Here is an 18,409-nt window from a genome sequence, read left to right as displayed (position 1 = left end):
ACGCGCCGCCCGACGGGGGCGGGCGTGCCGCCCTACCTGCCCTCGGCCTCGTCCATCGCCCGGTAGATCCGCTGCTCCGACACCGGGTACGGGGTGCCCAGCGCCTGGGCGAACACGTTCACCCGCAGCTCCTCGATCATCCAGCGGATCTGCCGGACCGCCGTCGACTGCCGGCGGCTCGGCGGCAGCGCGGCGAGCATGTCCTGGTACTCCTTCTGCACCACCGCGATCCGGTCCTGCTGCTGCTTGTCGCGCTGCGGGTTGCCCGGCAGCCGGTCCAGCCGCCGCTCGATCGCGGTCAGGTAGCGCAGCAGGTCGGGCAGGCGCGCGTACCCGGTCTCGGTGACGAACCCCTTGTGCACCAGGCCGTTCAGCTGGGCCCGGATGTCGGCCAGCGCGGCCACCACCGCCAGGTTCCTCGTGGCGCCGAGGCGCTGCTCGACCGCGTACGCGGCGGCGAGCACCCGGCGTACCCGGTCCATGATCTCGACCACGGTGTCCACCAGGTCGGCCCGGACCCTCTCCCGCAGGGCGGCGAAGCCCTCGGTGTCCCAGGCCGGGCCGCCGGCGTCGCCGATCAGCTTGTCGATCGCCGCCCCGGCCGCGTCGGAGATCAGCTCCTGCACGCCGCCGTGCGGGTTGCGGCTCAGGGCGAGCTTCGCCTCGTTGCTCAGCCGCCCCTGGAGGAACTTCGCCGGCGACGGCACGGTCAGCCGCAGCAGCCGCCGCGTGCCCGCCCAGTGCGCGGCCTCCTGCTCGGCCGGCGAGTCGAAGACCTTCACGCCGACCGTGTCGCCCTCGTCGACCAGGGCCGGGTACGCGGTCACGGCGTACCCGGCGCGCACCTGTTCGATGGTGCGCGGCAGCGCGCCGACGCTCCACTCGCGCAGCCCGGTGCGGGCCACGTCCGGGGCGGCGGCGGCCACCACCTGGCGTACCTCCGCCTTGAGCTGGCGTTGCAGGGCCGGCAGGTCCTTGCCCTCGGCGACCGGCTTGTTCTCCTCGTCGAGCACCCGGAAGCTGACCCGCAGGTGCGCGGGGAGCCGCTCGGTGTCCCAGGCGTCGCGGGGCACGGTGACGCCGGTCATCCGGCGCAGTTGCCGGGTCAGCGCGTCCAGCAGCGGCTCCTCCCCGGCGGGCATCGCGGCCAGCGCCGCGCGCGCGTAGTCCGGCACCGGGACGAAGTTGCGGCGCACGGCCTTGGGCAGCGAGCGGATCAGCGCGATCACCAGCTCCTCGCGCAGCCCGGGGACCTGCCAGTCGAAGCTCTCCGCCGGCACCTGGTTGAGCAGGGGCAGCGGGATGTCGACGGTCACGCCGTCGGTGGGGGTGCCCGGCTCGAACCGGTAGGTCAGCGGCAGGCTCACCCCGTCGGCGGACCACTCGTCGGGGTAGTCGGTCTCGTCCACGCCGGTGCGACCGGCGTTGACCAGCAGTTCCCGGGTGAAGGTGAGCAGGTCGGGCTGCTCCCGGCGGGTCTTCTTCCACCAGGCGTCGAAGTGCCGCCCGGAGACCACGTCGGCGGGGATCCGCGCGTCGTAGAACTCGAAGACGCTCTGGTCGTCGACGAGGATGTCGCGGCGGCGGGCCCGGTTCTCCAACTCCTCGATCTCCGCCAGCAGCCGCTGGTTGTCCCGCCAGAAGTGGTGGTGGGTCTGCCAGTCGCCCTCGACGAGGGCGTGCCGGATGAACAGCTCCCGGGACAGCGCCGGGTCGATCCGGCCGAAGTTGACCTTCCGGGAGGTGACCAGCGGGATGCCGTAGAGGGTCACCTTCTCGTACGCCATCACGGCCGCCTGCTTCTTCTCCCAGTGCGGCTCGCTGTAGCTGCGCTTGACCAGGTGCTGCGCGAGCGGCTCGACCCACTCGGGCTCGACCCGGCCGGCCACCCGGCCCCAGAGGCGGGAGGTCTCCACCAGCTCGGCGGCCATCACCCAGCGCGGCGGCTTCTTGAACAGCGCCGAGCCGGGGAAGAGGGCGAACTTCGCGCCCCGGGCGCCCAGGTACTCGTGTTTTTGCGCGTCCTTCAGCCCGACGTGCGACAGCAGGCCGGCCAGCAGCGACTGGTGCACCTTCGGGGTGTCGATCTCCTCCGGCAGGTCCGCGCCGCCCCGGCGTCCGCCGTCGGCGTTGCGCGCCGGTCGCCCGCCACCCTGCTCGGAGGTACGCAGTACCTGACGCAGCTGGCTGACGATGTCCTGCCACTCGCGCACCCGCAGGTAGTTGAGGAATTCGGCCCTGCACATCCGGCGGAAGGCGCTGGAGGAGAGTTCGCGCTGCTGCTCGCGCAGGTGCCGCCACAGGTTGAGCAGCGACACGAAGTCCGACTCCCGGTCGGTGAACCGGGCGTGCGCCTGGTCGGCCTGGGCCTGCCTGTCGGCGGGCCGCTCGCGCGGGTCCTGGATGGACAGCGCGGCGGCGATCACCATCACCTCGGTGGCGCAGCCGTTGCGCTCGCCCTCGACGACCATCCGGGCCAGCCGTGGGTCGACGGGGAGCTGGGCCAACCGCCGGCCCAGCGCGGTGAGCCGCTTCGCCGGGTCGGTCTCGGCCGGGTCCAGCGCGCCCAGCTCGTGCAGCAGGTTGACGCCGTCGGCGATGTTGCGCCGGTCCGGCGGGTCGATGAACGGGAACGCGGCGACGTCGCCCAGCCCGATGGAGGTCATCTGGAGGATGACCGAGGCGAGGTTGGTACGCAGGATCTCCGGGTCGGTGAACTCGGGCCGGGACAGGAAGTCCTGCTCGTCGTAGAGGCGGACGCAGATGCCGTCCGAGGTGCGCCCGCAGCGGCCCTTGCGCTGGTTGGCCGACGCCTGGGAGACCGGCTCGATCGGCAGCCGCTGCACCTTGAGCCGGCTGCTGTAGCGGGAGATGCGGGCCGTGCCCGGGTCCACCACGTACTTGATGCCGGGCACGGTGAGCGAGGTCTCCGCGACGTTGGTCGCCAGCACCACCCGGCGCCCGGCGTGCGGGGCGAAGACCCGGTGCTGCTCGGCGGTGGAGAGCCGGGCGTACAGCGGCAGGATCTCGGTGCCGCGCAGCGCCGGCTTCTTCTCCACCAGCTTGCCCAGCGCGTCCGCGGTGTCGCGGATCTCCCGCTCGCCGCTGAGGAAGACCAGGATGTCGCCGGGCCCCTCGGCGGCCAGTTCCTCGACGGCGTCGCCGATGGCCTGGATCTGGTCGCGGACGTTCTCCTCGTCCTCCCCGTCGTCGTTGCCCTCGGCCACCTCGACCAGCGGCCGGTAGCGCACCTCGACCGGGTACGTGCGCCCGGAGACCTCGACCACCGGCGCCGGTACGCCGTCCGGCTCGTCGGCGGTGGGCGGCCCCGCGAAGTGCCGGGCGAAGCGCTCGGTCTCGATGGTCGCCGAGGTGATGATGACCTTCAGGTCGGGTCGGCGGGGCAGCAGCTGCCGGAGGTAGCCGAGGATGAAGTCGATGTTGAGGCTGCGCTCGTGCGCCTCGTCGATGATCAGCGTGTCGTACTGGCGCAGCATCCGGTCGGTCTGCAACTCGGCGAGCAGGATGCCGTCGGTCATCAGCTTCACCAGGCTGCGGTCGCTCACCTGGTCGGCAAAGCGCACCTTGTAGCCGACCACGTCGCCCAGCTCGGTGCCGAGCTCCTCGGCGATCCGGTCCGCCACCGTACGCGCGGCCAGCCGGCGCGGCTGGGTGTGCCCGATCAGGCCGGTGACGCCGCGCCCCAGCTCCAGGCAGATCTTCGGCAGCTGGGTGGTCTTGCCGGAGCCGGTCTCACCGGCCACGATCACCACCTGGTGGTCGCGGATCGCGGCGGCGATGTCGTCCCTGCGCTCGCTGACCGGCAGCTGGGCCGGATAGGTGATCACCGGTACGGCGGCCCGCCGGTGCTCGAGCACCGCCTCGGCCCGCGCCACGTCGGCGGCGATCTCGTCGAGTGCCGACTCCCGGCGCTGCGGGTCGCGCAGCCGGCGTACCCCGTCCAGGCGCCGTTGCAGGCGGCGCTGGTCGCGGAACATCAGCGGACGGAGGCGGCGGTGCAGCTCGCGGACGGGGTCGGTCGCGGCGGGTGCGGCTGGATTCTGCATGTCGTCGCCAAGGATAGGCAGCCGCCGGCCGGACCGCCCCCGGGTTACCGCCGCACCGCCGCACCGCCCGCCCGTGGTCACGCCCGTCGGCGGCGTCCGGCGAGGGGCGCGCGGGGGCGCTCCGCCGGTCTAGAGTGGGGCGCCGACCGACCTTGGCCACGGGGGATGGGGATGACGATGCGCGACACCGACCGGGCCCTGGTGCAGGCCGCCACGGCGGTCGCCAAGCTGCGCTGCCGCAGCGACAACCACACGGTCGCCGCCGCCGCGCGGACCACCGACGGCCGGGTCTTCACCGGGGTCAACGTCTACCACTTCACCGGTGGGCCCTGCGCCGAGGTGGTGGCGGTCGGCGCCGCCGCCACCCAGGGCGTCACCGAGCTGGAGACGATCGTCGCGGTGGGCGACCGGGGGCGCGGGGTGATCCCGCCCTGCGGGCGCTGCCGGCAGGTGTTGCGCGACTACTTCCCGACCGTCCGCGTCATCGTCGGGCCGATGGACGCGCTGCGCGTGGTGCACGTCGCCGAGCTGCTGCCCGAGACGTACGTCTGGGCCGACCAGCAGCTCGACGGGCCGACCGGCCCGCTCCCCGCGCCCCGCCCGGCCGACTGACGCGTCTCGGGCACCGCTACGGCCAGCGCGCCGTCGGCGGGCGGCGCCCGACCCGCCGACGGCGGCCCGACCGATGCCCGCCGCCGCGCCGTCAGTCGCCGGCGGCGGCCTCCAGGATCGACCGGGGCAACGGCACGCTCTCGAAGCGCAGGATGCCCTCCGGCACCATCCAGCTCATCACCCGTACGCGCAGTCGCCCCGCCCGTACGGCCGGGTCGTTGTGGTACAGCTCACGGGCCTCCTCCGGCGAGATGGACAGCACTACGAACCCGCGCAGGCGCTCGTCGTCGGTGTCGACGAACGGGCCCGCGGCCAGGACGAGCCCCTGCTCCACCAACCCCGCGTGGTGGGCCAGGTGGGCGTCCCGCAACCGGTCGGCCGCGTCCAGCGGCAGCTGCGGCGCGTCCGACGGCCGGCTCAGGAGCACCACGGTGTGCTGGTCGAATCGCATGCCCCACACCCTAGGGCGGCCAGGGCCGCCGTCCGCCCGGATCCGCAGCTGTCCGCCCTGGTCAGCGCCGCCCGGATCGACGACGGCCAGTTAGGTGCGGCCAGGGTGCTCCGCTAAGGTAAGGCGACCCTAAGCTCAAACGTGCAGGAGTTTCGTGACCACCCTCGCCACCCGGCCGGCGCCGGCCCGCACCCGGCCCCGGGCGCGTGGCGGTCGCCGCCTCGCGGTCGTCGCCGCCGCCGCGTCGGTGCTGCTGCTGGCTGTGCTGGCGAGCTTCGCGCTCGGCAGCCGGGCGCTGGCCGTCGACGAGGTGTGGCGGGCGCTGATCGCCCCCGACGGCGGCGAGGCCAGCACCATCGTGCGGGAGCTGCGGATGCCGCGTACCGCGCTGGGCCTCGTCGTCGGGCTGGCGCTCGCCGTCGCCGGGGTCCTCTTCCAGGCCCTCACCCGCAACCCGTTGGCCGAACCCCGCATCCTCGGCATCAGCGCCGGCGCCTCGTTCGGCGTGGTGCTGGCCATCTCCGTCTTCGGGGTGGGCACGCTGGCCGGATACGTCTGGTTCGGCATCGGCGGCGCGCTCGGCGCCGGCGTGCTGGTCTTCGCCGTCGCCGCGAAGGCCCGCGACGGCGCCAGCCCGGTCACCCTCGCGCTGGTCGGCGCGGCCCTCGACGCCAGCCTCGCCTCCGTGGTGTACGCGCTGCTCAGCATGGACGCCCGCACCTTCGAGGAGTACCGCTTCTGGGTGGTCGGCGGGCTGACCGGCCGGGACGTCACGGTGGCCGCCCAGGTGCTGCCGTTCGTGCTCGCCGGGCTGTTCCTGGCCGCGCTGGTCGCCCGGGGCCTGGACGCGCTGGCCCTCGGCGACGACGTGGCCCGGGGCCTCGGGCACCGCATCGGGCTGGTCCGCGTCGGCGGCGGCGTCGCCGCCGTCCTGCTCACCGGGGCAGCCGTCGCCGCCGCCGGGCCGATCGCCTTCGTCGGGCTCGCGGTGCCGCACCTGGCCCGCGCCCTGGTCGGTGCCGACCACCGCTGGACCCTCGCGGTCTCCGCCCTGCTCGGGCCCGCGCTGCTGCTGGGCGCCGACGTCGTCGGCCGGCTCGTCGCGCCGCCCGGGGAGGTGCCCGCGGGCATCGTCACCGCACTTGTCGGCGCCCCGCTGCTGGCCTTCCTGGTACGCCGCGCGAAGGTCGTGACGGCGTGAGCGCCCCCACCGCCCCGGCGGCAGGGCGGCCGGTGGGCCGTCGGCGGGTGGGCGTCACCGCGCTGCCCGGGCGTTCGCTGGTGCGGATCGGTCCGCTCAACGTGCAGGTCCGCCGCCGCTCGGTGCTGGTCGCCGCCGTGCTGGTCGTGCTGCTGCTCGCCGCAGGAGTGCTCAGCCTCTCGCTGGGCACCCCGTACGTCGCCCCGGCCGACGTGCTGCGCGCCCTCTCCGGCGCCGGTACCCCGTACGACCTGGTGGTCCTCGACCTGCGGCTGCCCCGGCTGGTGCTGGCCGCGGTGGCCGGCGCGGCCTTCGGGGTGGCCGGCACGCTGATCCAGAGCGTGGCGCGCAACCCGCTCGCCAGCCCCGACGTCGTCGGCATCACCCAGGGCGCCGGTCTCGCCGCGACGGTTGCCCTGACCGGCGGCGTCGCCGCCGTGCTCGTGGCGCCGGCCGCGCTGGTCGGCGGGCTGGTCGCCGCCGCACTGCTGTTCGCCCTCGGCGCCCGGCACGGCCTGGCCGCCCAGCGGTTCGTGCTCGCCGGCGTGGCGGTCGCCTTCGCGCTGCGGGCCCTGACCGAGGTGGTCATGCTCACCGCCGACCCGATCGACGGGCTGCGCGCGCAGATCTGGCTGATCGGCACGCTCGCCGGCAAGGGCTGGACCGAGAGCCTGTGGATCGCCCTCACCCTGGCCGCGCTGCTGCCGGTGCTGGCCTGGGCCGGCTGGGCGCTGAACAGCACCGCCCTGGACGACGACACCGCCCGGGGGATCGGCCTGCGCCCGGTGGCCCGCCGGGTCGGCCTCGCCGGCACCGGCGTGCTGGCCGCCGCGATGGTCACCGCCCAGGTGGGCGCGGTGGATTTCGTCGCCCTGGTCGCCCCGCAGCTGGCCCGCCGGCTGGTCCGCGCCGAGCGACCGCCCCTGGTCGGCGCCGCGTTGCTCGGCGCGCTGCTGCTGGTCCTGGCCGACCTGGGTGGCCGGCGGTTGTTCGCCCCCACCCAGCTGCCCGCCGGGGTGCTGACCGCCGCCATCGGCGGCCCGTACCTGATCTTCCTGCTGCTCCGCGGCCGGCGACGGTCCTCGTGATGTCCCACCCTGGCAAGGAGGCGTGATGCTCTCCACCCGCGACCTGGTCGCCGGCTACGACGAGCGGACCGTGCTGGACGGGCTCGACCTGGAGCTGCCCGGCGACGCGTTCACGGTGATCGTCGGCCCGAACGCCTGCGGCAAGTCGACGCTGCTGCGCACCATGGCCCGCCTGCTCACGCCCCGGCGCGGCGCCGTGCTGCTGGACGGCACCGCCATCCGTGACCTGCCGACCCGCGAGGTCGCCCGCCGCCTCGGCGTGCTGCCGCAGAGCCCGCTGGTGCCGGAGGGCGTCACCGTGGCCGACCTGGTCGGCCGGGGCCGGCAGCCGTACCAGCGGTGGTGGCGGCAGTGGTCGGAGTCCGACGGCCTCGCCGTCGACCGGGCCATGGCGCTCGCCGACGTGACCGGGCTGGCCGACCGGCCGGTGGACACCCTCTCCGGCGGTCAGCGCCAGCGCGTCTGGATCGCCATGGCCCTCGCCCAGGACACCGAGGCGCTGCTGCTGGACGAGCCCACCACCTTCCTCGACCTCGCCCACCAGGTGGAGGTGCTGGACCTGCTGCACCGGCTGCGCGTCGAGCGTGGCCGCACCGTCGTCGCCGTGCTGCACGACCTCAACCAGGCCGCCCGGTACGCCGACCACCTGATCGCGATGCGCGCCGGGGCCGTGGTGGCCGCCGGGCCGCCCCGGGAGATCCTCACCGCCGACCTGGTCCGCGACGTCTTCGGGCTCGACTGCGTGGTCGTGCCCTGCCCGGTGACCGGGGCGCCCCTGGTGGTGCCCGCGCTCACCAGCCCCACCCTGACTCGCCCCTCGGCCAGGGACGCGGCGACGCCGCCGACCGGCTCGTACCCCTCGAAAGGAATCTGATGCGTCGTCTCGCCGCCACCCTCACCGCGGCCCTGGCCCTCGGCGTCGGCCTCACCGCCTGCGGTGAGAGCGACCCGGTCGCCGACACCACCACCGGACAGACCCGGGAGATCACCCACGCCATGGGCACCACCAAGGTGCCGGTGGAGCCCAAGCGGGTCGTCGTGCTCGACACAGACAAGATCGACACAGCCCTGACACTCGGCGTCACACCGGTCGGGGCCGCCACCGCCGGCGAGGCGCGGAGCTGGCCGACCTACTTCGGCGAGGAGAAGCTCGCCGGCATCAAGGAGGTCGGGGTGCTCACCGAGCCCGACCTGGAGGCCATCAACGCCCTCAAGCCGGACCTGATCCTGGGCAGCAAGTTCCGCCAGGAGAAGTTCTACGACGAGCTGGCCGCGATCGCGCCGACCGTCTTCACCGAGAAGGTCGGCATCACCTGGAAGGAGAACTTCCTCTTCGACGGCGCGGCGCTCGGCAAGGAGCAGCAGGCCAAGGACCTGCTGGCCGCGTACGAGAAGCGGGCCGGGGAGTTCGGCGACAAGCTCGGCGACGCCGCCACCCGCGAGGTCTCCATCGTCCGCTTCATGCCGACCGAGATCCGGGTGTACGGGCCGGACTCCTTCTCCGGCATCGTCATCGGCGACACCGGGCTGGGCCGCCCCGAGCGGCAGCAGCTCACCGGCAAGGAGGACCGGCGGATGGACCGGGTCAGCCCGGAGCGCATCGGCGAGGCCGACGGCGACGTCATCTTCGTGACCGCGTACGGCGAGAAGGCCGCCGCCGAGCAGGCCAAGGTCACCGGCGGGACGCTCTGGAAGGGGCTGTCGGCGGTCAAGGCGGGCAAGGCGCACGTCGTCTCCGACGAGATCTGGATGACCGGCATCGGCATCGGCGCCGCCAACAAGATCCTCGACGACCTGGAGAAGTACCTCACCGCCTGACCGGCACGCGCGCGGCAGCCGCTACGGCTGCCGCGCGTCGCCCGTCACGGAGTCGCCGGCGGCGCGCCGCAGCGAGCGGTACCGGGGGAGATCCTCGCGGGCCGGCCCGCCCCGCCGGGCCCGCTCACCCGGCCGCGCCGCCGGCTGGTCCGGCACCCGGGGCGCCTCCCCGCGCTCCGTGACCAGGTGCTCGGTCTCCTGGACCAGGTAGTGCGGCCGGCGCTTGGTCTCGTAGTAGATCCGGCCGATGTACTCCCCGATGACGCCCAGGATCGTCATCTGGATGCCGCCGAGCCCGATCACGCTGACGATGATGGTGGTGTAACCGGGAACGTCGATGCCCTTGCTGACGGCGTCCGCGACCACCCAGGCCATGTAGACCACCGCGATCAGGGTGAGGAACAGGCCGCCGTAGATCGCCAGCCGCAGCGGCCGGTTGTTGAACGACAGCAGCCCGTCGAACGCGTAGTTGAACAGCTTGCCGAACGTCCACCTGCTCCGGCCCGCCTGCCGGGTCTGGTTGCCGTGCGCGACCACCACCGTCCGGAACCCGATCCACGAGAACAGCCCCTTCGAGAAGCGGTTGTACTCGGGCATCGCCAGCACCGCGTCCACCGCCAGCCGCGACAGCAGCCGGAAGTCGCCCGCCCCGTCCAGCAGCCGCACGTCGATCCACCAGTTCACGATCCGGTAGAAGGACCGCGAGGCCAGCATCCGTACGAACCGGTCACCGCGCCGGTCCCGGCGGGCGATCACCTGGTCGAAACCCTGCTGGTACAGCGCCACCATCTCGGGCAGCAACCTGGGCGGGTGCTGGAGGTCGGCGTCCATGATCACCACGGCGTCCCCGGTGGCCCGCTCCAGCCCGGCCAGCATCGCCGCCTCCTTGCCGAAGTTGCGGCTCAGCGACGTGTACCGCACGCGGGGATCGGCGGCGGCGAGCCGGCGCAGCGCCACGAGGGTGTTGTCGGAGCTGCCGTCGTCGACGTACACCACCTCGATCTCGACGTCGGACAGCTCCGCGACCGCGGCGGTCACCGCCGTGTGCAGCCGCTCCACCGAGGCTTCCTCGTTGAAGCAGGGCACCACCACCGACAGGAGCACGTCCGTCACCCCGCCCGGCCCGTGCCCGAGCACGCCCGGCCCGTGCCCGAGGGTGCCCGGCCCGCGCCGCGCCGCCGCGCGCCGGCCCTCTCAGAGGCGGTAGACCAGCACACCGTCGATCTCCTCCCGCGTGATGCCCAGCCCGTCGATCGGCCGGTCCGCGATGCCCTCCCACGGCGTGCCGCCGGCCCAGCCCGGCAGGGCCACCACGGAACGCACCCCGATGCCCCGCAGGTACGCCACACTGCCCGCGTCGGGGAAGGCGGCCGTCGCGGCCTTGGTCTGCGCCTGGGTGACCGGCTCGAACCCGGCGAGCCCGTTGGTCACCCGGGGGAACCCGTCCGTCGTCCATGACATGAAGATCAGGTCGAGCGCGCCACCGGCGGGCAGCACCAGCGTCGGCTCCGCCGCCGTACGCATCGCGGCCGGTGGCGGCGGCACCTCCGGATGCGCCGTCCGGTTGACCCCCTCCAGCCCGACGAGGGCCAGCGGCACCAGCAGCAGCACCGGCGCCAGGAACCTCGCCCGGCCCCGGGACGACCACCGTCGTACCGCGGCGGCGAACACCGTCACCGTGCCCGCCGCCAGCACCGCCAGCAGCAGGCTGGTCCAGTGCATCATCCGGCCCGGCGTGCGCAACGCGTCCCAGCCCGGCAGGTGCTTCGACAGCGTCAGGTAGCCCGGATCGCCGTCGCCGCCGAGGGTGGCGCCCAGACCCAGCAGCACGGTGGCGAGCACCCCGAGCCCCAGGGCGACCCGGTGCCGGGCCGGGTACACCGAGAGGAACAACCCCGCGCCGGCCAACGCGAGCAGGACCATCCCGGGCAGCAACGCCATCTCCGGCGGCCAGGACAGCTGTTCGCGGGCCGCCGCGTGCCGCTCGCCCCACCACCACGAGTCCGCCGGGGCGGTGACCAGGCCGATCAGCGGCGGCGAGAACATCTCCGTCCAGGCCAGCGACCGTTCGGCCTGCGGGTTGAGGTCGACGACCCGCAGGTAGACCAGGCCCAGCAGCAGCGTCACCGTGCCGAAGACGGCCCCGCCGGCCAGGTCGGCCACCAGCAGCCGCCGGCCGAACGTGGGCCGTCGGCCGCGCCGCCACCACGACCAGCCGTAGCCGCCGGCCCCGACCAGCACCGCGGCCAGCAGGAAGTACACCAGCGGCAGCCCGATGCCGAAGCCCAGGCTGATCTGCCAGGCGGCGACGAGCCACCCCGCCAGGGCCCAGCCCGGTCGCCGTCGTTCCGGCCGGTACCCGTGCCGCAGCGACCAGCCGTGGCCGCGCGCCAGCATCGCCAGGCACAGCGCGATCCCGCCGCTGGACAGGATGTTCAGGTGCCCGGCGTGCGCCAGCCGCCAGGGCGCGTACGCCCACGCGACCCCGGCGACCGCCCCGCCCAGGCGGCCCGCCCCGAGCTGCCGCACCAGCGCGTACGCCCCGACGAAGGCCAGCGCGTGCACCAGCACGTACGTCACGTTGTAGCGGATCAGGGCGGCCTCGAAGCCCGAGCCGAGCATCCCGAGCGGGGCGTAGCCGAGCAGCGTGTCGCTGTAGGCGTACGTGTAGGTCTCGGGGAAGAACGTGTTCGAGTGCCACAGGCCGGCGGGGTTGGTCAGCAGGGCGTGCCCGGCCCAGGCCATCTGCCACGTCTGCAGGGTGGGGTCGCCGATGTCGCCGGGGATCGTGCTCGCCGGGTGCCGCAACGTGGGCCAGGTCAGCACCACCGCCAGCAGCAGCCCGCCGAGCACCGCCAGCGTCCATTCGTGCCACAGCCACCGCCACCGGTTGGCGGTGCCAGGGCTGCGGACGACCGATGCCTGGTCGTCCTCGTGGTCGACGGTCTGGGCGGACGGTTGAGCGTCCATGGACCCGGTGGTCATGAAGATAGAGGATTCACGATGTCAATCATCGTGTCGATCCACCGTACGGCTACGGACTGTGCCGACCCCCTGACTTGCGCCCGGAGGACGGGGCGCGGGCGCGTCGTGTCGACGGGGACCGCCCGCTCACCGTGCCGCTGCCGGCACGCACCCCGAGAGCGCGGTCGTGACGGGGCCCGGCCCGGCCGAATGTCGGCCGGGCCGGGATGGCTGCCGGTGGGCGGGTCGTGAGCGGGTCTCGGGTGCGGGATCGGTCGGTGGGTCTGTGGCGGGATCAGGCGGCGCTGGACCAGATGGCCCGGAAGGCCGCCGCCTCGCCGGCCAGCCAGCGTTCGATCTGCTCCGGGCGGGCGTCGGCGGGCATGCGGTGGGCCACGCCCCGACGGACGTCGACCAGGACCGGCTCGGCGTGCGGCAGCACCGCGTCCATGTGTCGGGCCATCAGGTGCAGGGTGGCGAGCGTCGCCTCCTCGCTGGGCGGTGCCTCGTCGAAGTGCAGCCGCACTGCCTCGACGCGGCCGTCGGCGTGGCGTACGCCGAACTGGGGGTTGACCTTGACGGGCAGGTCGCCGAGCATCGCGAGCGCGTCGCGGGTTTGGGCGAGGTCGAGCGTCCTCGGCTCGCCGAGGGAGCACAGCCAGGTCTTCGCGCCCGGGACGAGGGCCTCGTAGAGCGGACGCCAGCGCGGCTTGACCACGTCGGCCACCTGGTCGAGGTGGGTGCCGCCGGTGTGGAAGGCGATGTCGGCCTTGAGCGCCTTGACGAACTGGCCGTGCGGGTTGAAGCCGGAGCGGCTGGCCCGCTGCTTGCGCAGGCCCCCGACGAAGGTGGCCTTCGTTGGGCCGGTGCGGTCGACGTAGCGGGTGAAGCCGAGCAGGGTGGCGTAGGGGGTGGGCGGGGCGGAGGCGGGCGTGGTCACGGGCGTCCTCCCAGGTCAGGACCTCGATTAGTACATACATTCTAATCGACCGGTGTGACATCTCCCAGGGATTCGGGGCACCCGTTCACGCGGGGTGCGGGCACCCCGTGCACGCGGGATGCGGCGGGGAACCTCCGGTCGGCAGGGCTCCGACTGAGGCGGCGCCAGTGGCCGGCTCGGCTGGTCCCGCGCAGCCTCGGCCACGCTGCCCGGCGTCGCGCACGGGCGGCGGGCGACGGCCCCGGCGGGACGTCCGGGCCGGGGTGCCTCGTCCGGGCCGGCGTTGTCGAGGAAAAGCGGAGAACGCGATTCCGCCCGGGAAAGAATGAAGGGAAAGGAGCCAACTCCTTCCCCTTCTCAACATATAGCGCACCCGGGGGCTTGCGGCAAGACCCGGTGTATGCCGCAGAATCACCGGCCGAGGCCGTGACCCGCGAAAACAAGACTCACGAAATGCCGTGTGTCGTCGACGCGCGGGTCACATCGTCGGCCGGAAAAGGGCGGCCAGGATCCGCGCGCGCCGCGGTATCGCGAGCCGGGCCCTGAACGAGAGCGGAGCTGATTCTGTGAACCCTGTGGGCACGAGTGCGTTCGACCTTCCCGGGCACCTCGCCGCCAAGGCCGACCCGGCGCTGATCGCCGGCGACGAACGGCACTTCGCGGCCATCGCCGAGAGCATCGCGCAGTCGACCGCCGAACTCTCCGAGCGCCTCGACACCGAACGCCGGGCGCCCGGTGGCAAGGGCCGGCAGGCGGTGGACCGCGACGAGGAGGTCCGCCGGCTGACCGCCCGCCTGCGTAAGCTGCACCGCTACGGGGTGGACCTGTGCCTGGGGCGCATGGTGGGCGCGGACGGCTCCGAGCCCGTGTACGTCGGACGACGCGGCCTCACGGCCGGCGCGGGTGGCCGGCTGCTGGTCGACTGGCGCTCGCCCGCGGCCGAACCGTTCTTCGCGGCGACCCATGCCAATCCGATGGGGCTGGCGAGCCGCCGCAGGTACCGCTGGACCCGCGGCCGGGTCACCGACTACTGGGACGAGGTGTTCACCCCCGACGGGTTCGAGGGGCACGCCGCCGCGCTCGACGACCAGTCCGCCTTCATCGCCAGCCTGGGCGCCAGCAGGTCGGCGCGGATGCGCGACGTGCTCGGCACGATCCAGGCCGACCAGGACGCCATCATCCGCGCGGGATCGAGCGGCGCGCTCGTCGTCGACGGCGGCCCCGGCACGGGCAAGACCGTCGTCGCGCTGCACCACACCGCGTACCTCCTCTACGCCGACCCGCGCCTCGGTCACCGCCGGGGCGGCGTGCTGTTCGTCGGCCCGCACCAGCCCTACCTCGCGTACGTGGCCGACGTCCTGCCCAGCCTCGGGGAGGACGACGTGCAGACCTGCACCCTGCGCGACCTCGTGCCCGAGGGCGCCACGGCGGGCGTCGAGACCGACCCGGAGGTGGCCCGGCTCAAGTCGTCCGCCGACCTGGTGAAGGCGATCGAGGCGGCCGTCAGGTTCTACGAGGAGCCGCCGACCACACCGATGACGGTCACGACCGACGAGGCCGACATCCGGGTGAGCGCCGACGACTGGGCCGAGGCGTTCGAGGCGGCGGGCCCCGGCACGCCGCACAACGAGGCGCGCGACGAGGTCTGGGAGGAACTGCTCACGATCCTGACGGAGAAGTACGACGGCGACGAGCCGGACGACCTGGTACGCGCGGCGCTGCTGCGCAACCGGGAGCTGCGTACGGCGTTCAGCCGGGCCTGGCCGCTGCTCGAGGCGACCGACCTCGTCGGCGACCTGTGGTCGGTGCCCGCCTACCTGCGCAGGTGCGCCCCGTGGCTCAGCCCCGACGAGGTCCGCAAGCTCCAGCGCCCCGACGCCCGGGCCTGGACGGTGTCCGACCTGCCCTTCCTCGACGCGGCGCGGCAGCGCCTCGGCGACCGGGAGGCGTCCGGGCGCAGGCGTCGGAACGAGGCCGTCGTCGCCGTCGAACGCGCGCGCATGGCGACCGTCGTGGACGACCTCATCGCGGCCCACGTCTACGACGACGGCGAGGGTGTGCTGTCGAGCCTGCGCCAACTGGACCTCCAGGACGCCCTGGTCGACGAGGCCGTCCTGCCCGACGTCGAGCCGGACCTGCTCGCCGGCCCGTTCGCCCACATCGTCGTGGACGAGGCGCAGGAACTGACCGACGCCGAGTGGCAGATGCTGCTGCTGCGCTGCCCGTCCGGGAGCTTCACCATCGTCGGAGACCGCGCCCAGGCCCGGCACGGCTTCACGGAGTCGTGGCGCGAACGGCTCGCCCGCATCGGGCTCGACCGGGTCACCCTGGCCTCGCTGACCGTCAACTACCGGACGCCGAAGGAGATCATGGCGGAGGCCGAGCCGGTCATCCGGGCGGTGCTCCCGGACGCCAACGTGCCGACCTCCATCCGCACCGGCGGCGTACCCGTCGTCCGCGGCTGCGCCGCCGAGCTGGACGCGATCCTCGACGCCTGGCTCGCCGCGCACGCCGAGGGGACCGCCTGCGTCATCGGCGATCCCACCTTCGCGGCGACGTCCCGGGTCCGGTCGCTGACCCCGGAGCTGGCGAAAGGGCTCGAGTTCGACCTGGTCGTCCTCGTCGACCCGGAGGCGTTCGGCGAGGGCGTCGAGGGAGCCGTCGACCGCTACGTCGCGATGACCCGGGCGACCCAGCAGCTCGTCGTGCTCACCACGTGACCGCCGCCGGGCGCGCTCAGAGCTGGCCGACCGAGGTGACCCGGACGACCGCCGCGCCCGCCTCGTCGGAGGCCGCGAGGTCGACCTCCGCGCTGATCCCCCAGTCGTGGTCGCCCTCGGGGTCGTCGAGGATCTGCCGGACCGTCCACCGTTCCCGGCCCTGCTCGATCATGAGCAGCGCCGGGCCGCGGGCGTCCGGGCCCACCCCGATCGAGTCGTACGCCTCGAAGTACGGCTCCAGCGCGTCGGCCCAGGCGTCCGCGTCCCAGCCCGACGCGGCGTCCAGCTCGCCGAGGTCGTACCAGCGGCGCAGGGCGGCCAGCTCGACCCGGCGGAACAGGGCGTTGCGCACCAGCACCCGGAAGGCCCGGGCGTTGCGGGTGACCGCCGGCACACGGTCGTCCAGCGCCTCGGCGGCCTCGGCGGCGTCGGTGGGGTTGCGCAGCCGCTCCCACTCGTCGATGAGGCTGGAGTCGACCTGGCGGACCAGCTCGCCGAGCCACTCGATGAGGTCGACCAGCTCCTCGGTCTTGGCGTCCTCGGGCACCGTCTGCCGCAGCGTCTTGTACGCGTCGGCGAGGTAGCGCAGGACCAGGCCCTCCGACCGGGTCAGACCGTAGAACTGCACGTACTCGGCGAAGGTCATCGCCCGCTCGTACATGTCCCGCACGACGGACTTGGGGGAGAGCTGGTGGTCGGCCACCCACGGGTGCCCCTGCCGGTACATCTCGTACGCCGAGTCCAGCAGCTCCGCCAGGGGCTTCGGCCAGGTCACCCCGTCGAGCAGTTCGAGGCGGGCCTCGTACTCGATGCCCTCGGCCTTCATCGCGGCGACCGCCTCGCCGCGGGCCTTGAACTGCTGCGCGGAGAGCACCTGGCGCGGGTCGTCCAGGATCGACTCGATCACCGAGAGCACGTCGAGGGCGTACGCGGGGGACTCGACGTCGAGCAGCTCGATCGTGGCCAGCGCCAGCGGGGAGAGCGGCTGGTTGAGGGCGAAGTCGAGCTGGAGGTCGACGGTGAGGCGGACCCGTCGCCCGGTCTCGTCGGGCTCGTCGAGCTGCTCGACGACCCCGCCCGCGCGCAGCGCCCGGTAGATGGCGATGGCGCGGCGGATGTGCCGGCGCTGGGCGGCGCGGTCCTCGTGGTTGTCGGTGAGCAGGTGCCGCATCGCGGCGAACGCGTCGCCGGGGCGGCCGATGACGTTGAGCAGCATCGAGTGGCTGACGTGGAAGCTGGAGGTGAGCGGCTCCGGCTCCGCCTCGACCAGGCGGTCGAAGGTGGGCCGGCCCCAGCCGATGGACCCCTCCGGCGGCTTCTTGCGCACCACCTTGCGCCGCTTCTTCGGGTCGTCGCCGGCCTTGGCCAGCGCCTTCTCGTTGTCGATCACGTGCTCGGGGGCCTGCACGACGACCCGGCCGACGGTGTCGAACCCGGCCCGCCCGGCCCGGCCGGCGATCTGGTGGAACTCGCGCGCCTTGAGCAGCCGGGTGCGCACCCCGTCGTACTTGGACAGGCCGGTGAACAGCACGGTGCGGATCGGCACGTTGATGCCGACGCCGAGGGTGTCGGTGCCGCAGATGACCTTGAGCAGACCGGCCTGGGCCAGGGTCTCGACGAGCCGGCGGTACTTGGGCAGCATCCCGGCGTGGTGCACGCCGATGCCGTGCCGGACCAGCCGGGACAGCGTCTTGCCGAACCCGGAGGTGAACCGGAAGTTCCCGATCGCGGTGGCGATCATGTCCTTCTCGGCGCGGGTGCAGACGTTGACGCTCATCAGGGCCTGGGCGCGCTCCAGGGCGGCGGCCTGGGTGAAGTGCACGACGTAGACGGGCGCCTGCTTCGTCTCCAGCAGCTCTTCGAGGGTCTCGTGCAGCGGCGTCATCGCGTACGAGAAGATCAGCGGGACCGGCCGCTCGGCCGAGCGGACGACGGCGGTGGGCCGGCCGGTGCGCCGGGTGAGGTCGTCGACGAAGCGGGTGGTGTCGCCCAGCGTGGCGGACATCAGGACGAACTGCGCCTGCGGCAGCTCGATGAGCGGCACCTGCCACGCCCAGCCCCGGTCGGGCTCGGCGTAGAAGTGGAACTCGTCCATGATCACTTGGCCGACGTCGGCGCGGTCGCCCTCGCGCAGCGCCAGGTTGGCCAGGATCTCGGCGGTGCAGCAGATGATCGGCGCGTCGGCGTTGACGCTGGCGTCGCCGGTCAGCATGCCGACGTTGTCGGCGCCGAAGACCTCGCAGAGGGCGAAGAACTTCTCCGACACCAGCGCCTTGATCGGGGCGGTGTAGAACGTCGTCCGGTCGTCGGCCAGGGCCGCGAAGTGCGCCGCGATGGCGACCAGGCTCTTGCCGGAGCCGGTCGGCGTATTCATGATCACGTTGGCGCCGGAGACGATCTCGATGACCGCCTCCTCCTGGTGGGGGTAGAGGTCGAGGCCGCGCTCCTTCGCCCAGCCGGCGAACGCGTCGAAGAGGGTGTCGGGGTCGGCGCTTGTCGGCAGCGCGGCGGTGAGCGTCATAGCGCCTCCATGGTGCCTGGATCATGC

General features: G+C 73.5%; 12 protein-coding genes. 6 read left to right on the top strand and 6 right to left on the bottom strand.

The features are described 5' to 3' along the window. Positions 1-32: 32 nt before the first annotated feature. The gene (gene hrpA, locus ACGFIG_RS23185; RefSeq protein ID WP_393006038.1) at positions 33-4,067 is read right to left on the bottom strand and encodes an ATP-dependent RNA helicase HrpA; all 4,035 of its coding nucleotides are present in this window, start codon (positions 4,065-4,067) and stop codon (positions 33-35) included. Positions 4,068-4,238: 171 nt separating this feature from the next. Here hrpA and ACGFIG_RS23180 point away from each other — a divergent pair, with 171 nt between their 5' ends. Next, positions 4,239-4,679: a cytidine deaminase gene (locus ACGFIG_RS23180; protein WP_393006036.1), complete on the top strand. Its 441-nt coding sequence runs from the start codon at positions 4,239-4,241 to the stop codon at positions 4,677-4,679. 91 nt (positions 4,680-4,770) lie between these two features. On the opposite strand, the gene ACGFIG_RS23175 is transcribed toward ACGFIG_RS23180, so the two are convergent. Beyond that, positions 4,771-5,130 carry a YciI family protein gene (locus tag ACGFIG_RS23175; protein WP_393006034.1) on the bottom strand — a complete coding sequence of 120 codons (360 nt, stop codon included), beginning with the start codon at positions 5,128-5,130 and terminating at the stop codon, positions 4,771-4,773. A gap of 154 nt (positions 5,131-5,284) precedes the next feature. On the opposite strand from ACGFIG_RS23175, the gene ACGFIG_RS23170 reads away from it, so the two are divergent. The 4 genes from ACGFIG_RS23170 to ACGFIG_RS23155 are packed head-to-tail and all read left to right on the top strand — an operon-like array spanning position 5,285 to position 9,237. Then, positions 5,285-6,331: a FecCD family ABC transporter permease gene (locus tag ACGFIG_RS23170; protein WP_393006032.1), complete on the top strand. Its 1,047-nt coding sequence runs from the start codon at positions 5,285-5,287 to the stop codon at positions 6,329-6,331. Further along, a complete protein-coding gene (locus ACGFIG_RS23165) occupies positions 6,328-7,419 on the top strand; it encodes a FecCD family ABC transporter permease (RefSeq protein WP_393006030.1) in 1,092 nt (363 codons plus the stop codon). Before ACGFIG_RS23170 ends, ACGFIG_RS23165 begins: the two co-directional genes overlap by 4 nt. A gap of 25 nt (positions 7,420-7,444) precedes the next feature. Then, complete coding sequence (locus ACGFIG_RS23160) at positions 7,445-8,293, top strand: ABC transporter ATP-binding protein (RefSeq protein ID WP_393006028.1); 849 nt, start codon at positions 7,445-7,447, stop codon at positions 8,291-8,293. Continuing rightward, a complete protein-coding gene (locus ACGFIG_RS23155; protein ID WP_393006026.1) occupies positions 8,293-9,237 on the top strand; it encodes an ABC transporter substrate-binding protein in 945 nt (314 codons plus the stop codon). The genes ACGFIG_RS23160 and ACGFIG_RS23155 overlap by 1 nt, the downstream gene beginning before the upstream one ends. A 21-nt stretch (positions 9,238-9,258) precedes the next feature. Here ACGFIG_RS23155 and ACGFIG_RS23150 read toward each other — a convergent pair whose 3' ends face one another. The 3 genes from ACGFIG_RS23150 to ACGFIG_RS23140 form a co-directional block, all read right to left on the bottom strand. Further along, positions 9,259-10,350, bottom strand: coding sequence for a glycosyltransferase family 2 protein (locus ACGFIG_RS23150; RefSeq protein WP_393006320.1), 1,092 nt, complete (start codon positions 10,348-10,350; stop codon positions 9,259-9,261). Between the two features lie 81 nt (positions 10,351-10,431). Then, a complete protein-coding gene (locus tag ACGFIG_RS23145; RefSeq protein ID WP_393006024.1) occupies positions 10,432-12,222 on the bottom strand; it encodes a hypothetical protein in 1,791 nt (596 codons plus the stop codon). A 274-nt stretch (positions 12,223-12,496) separates the two neighbouring features. Next, positions 12,497-13,141 (bottom strand): hypothetical protein, encoded by a 645-nt coding sequence (locus ACGFIG_RS23140; protein ID WP_393006022.1) that lies wholly within the window; start codon positions 13,139-13,141, stop codon positions 12,497-12,499. 575 nt (positions 13,142-13,716) lie between these two features. Between ACGFIG_RS23140 and helR the strand changes: the two genes are divergently transcribed. Next, a complete protein-coding gene (helR, locus tag ACGFIG_RS23135; RefSeq protein ID WP_393006020.1) occupies positions 13,717-15,861 on the top strand; it encodes an RNA polymerase recycling motor ATPase HelR in 2,145 nt (714 codons plus the stop codon). A gap of 16 nt (positions 15,862-15,877) precedes the next feature. Here the strand turns inward: helR and ACGFIG_RS23130 are convergent, their stop codons facing one another. Then, positions 15,878-18,382 carry a DEAD/DEAH box helicase gene (locus ACGFIG_RS23130; protein WP_393006018.1) on the bottom strand — a complete coding sequence of 835 codons (2,505 nt, stop codon included), beginning with the start codon at positions 18,380-18,382 and terminating at the stop codon, positions 15,878-15,880. Between the last annotated feature and the right edge of the window lie 27 nt (positions 18,383-18,409).

It is taken from the genome of Micromonospora sp. NPDC049048 (genome assembly GCF_043197615.1).
Classification (GTDB): Bacteria; Actinomycetota; Actinomycetes; order Mycobacteriales; family Micromonosporaceae; genus Micromonospora.
This window is presented reverse-complemented; position numbering and strand designations above follow the sequence as displayed.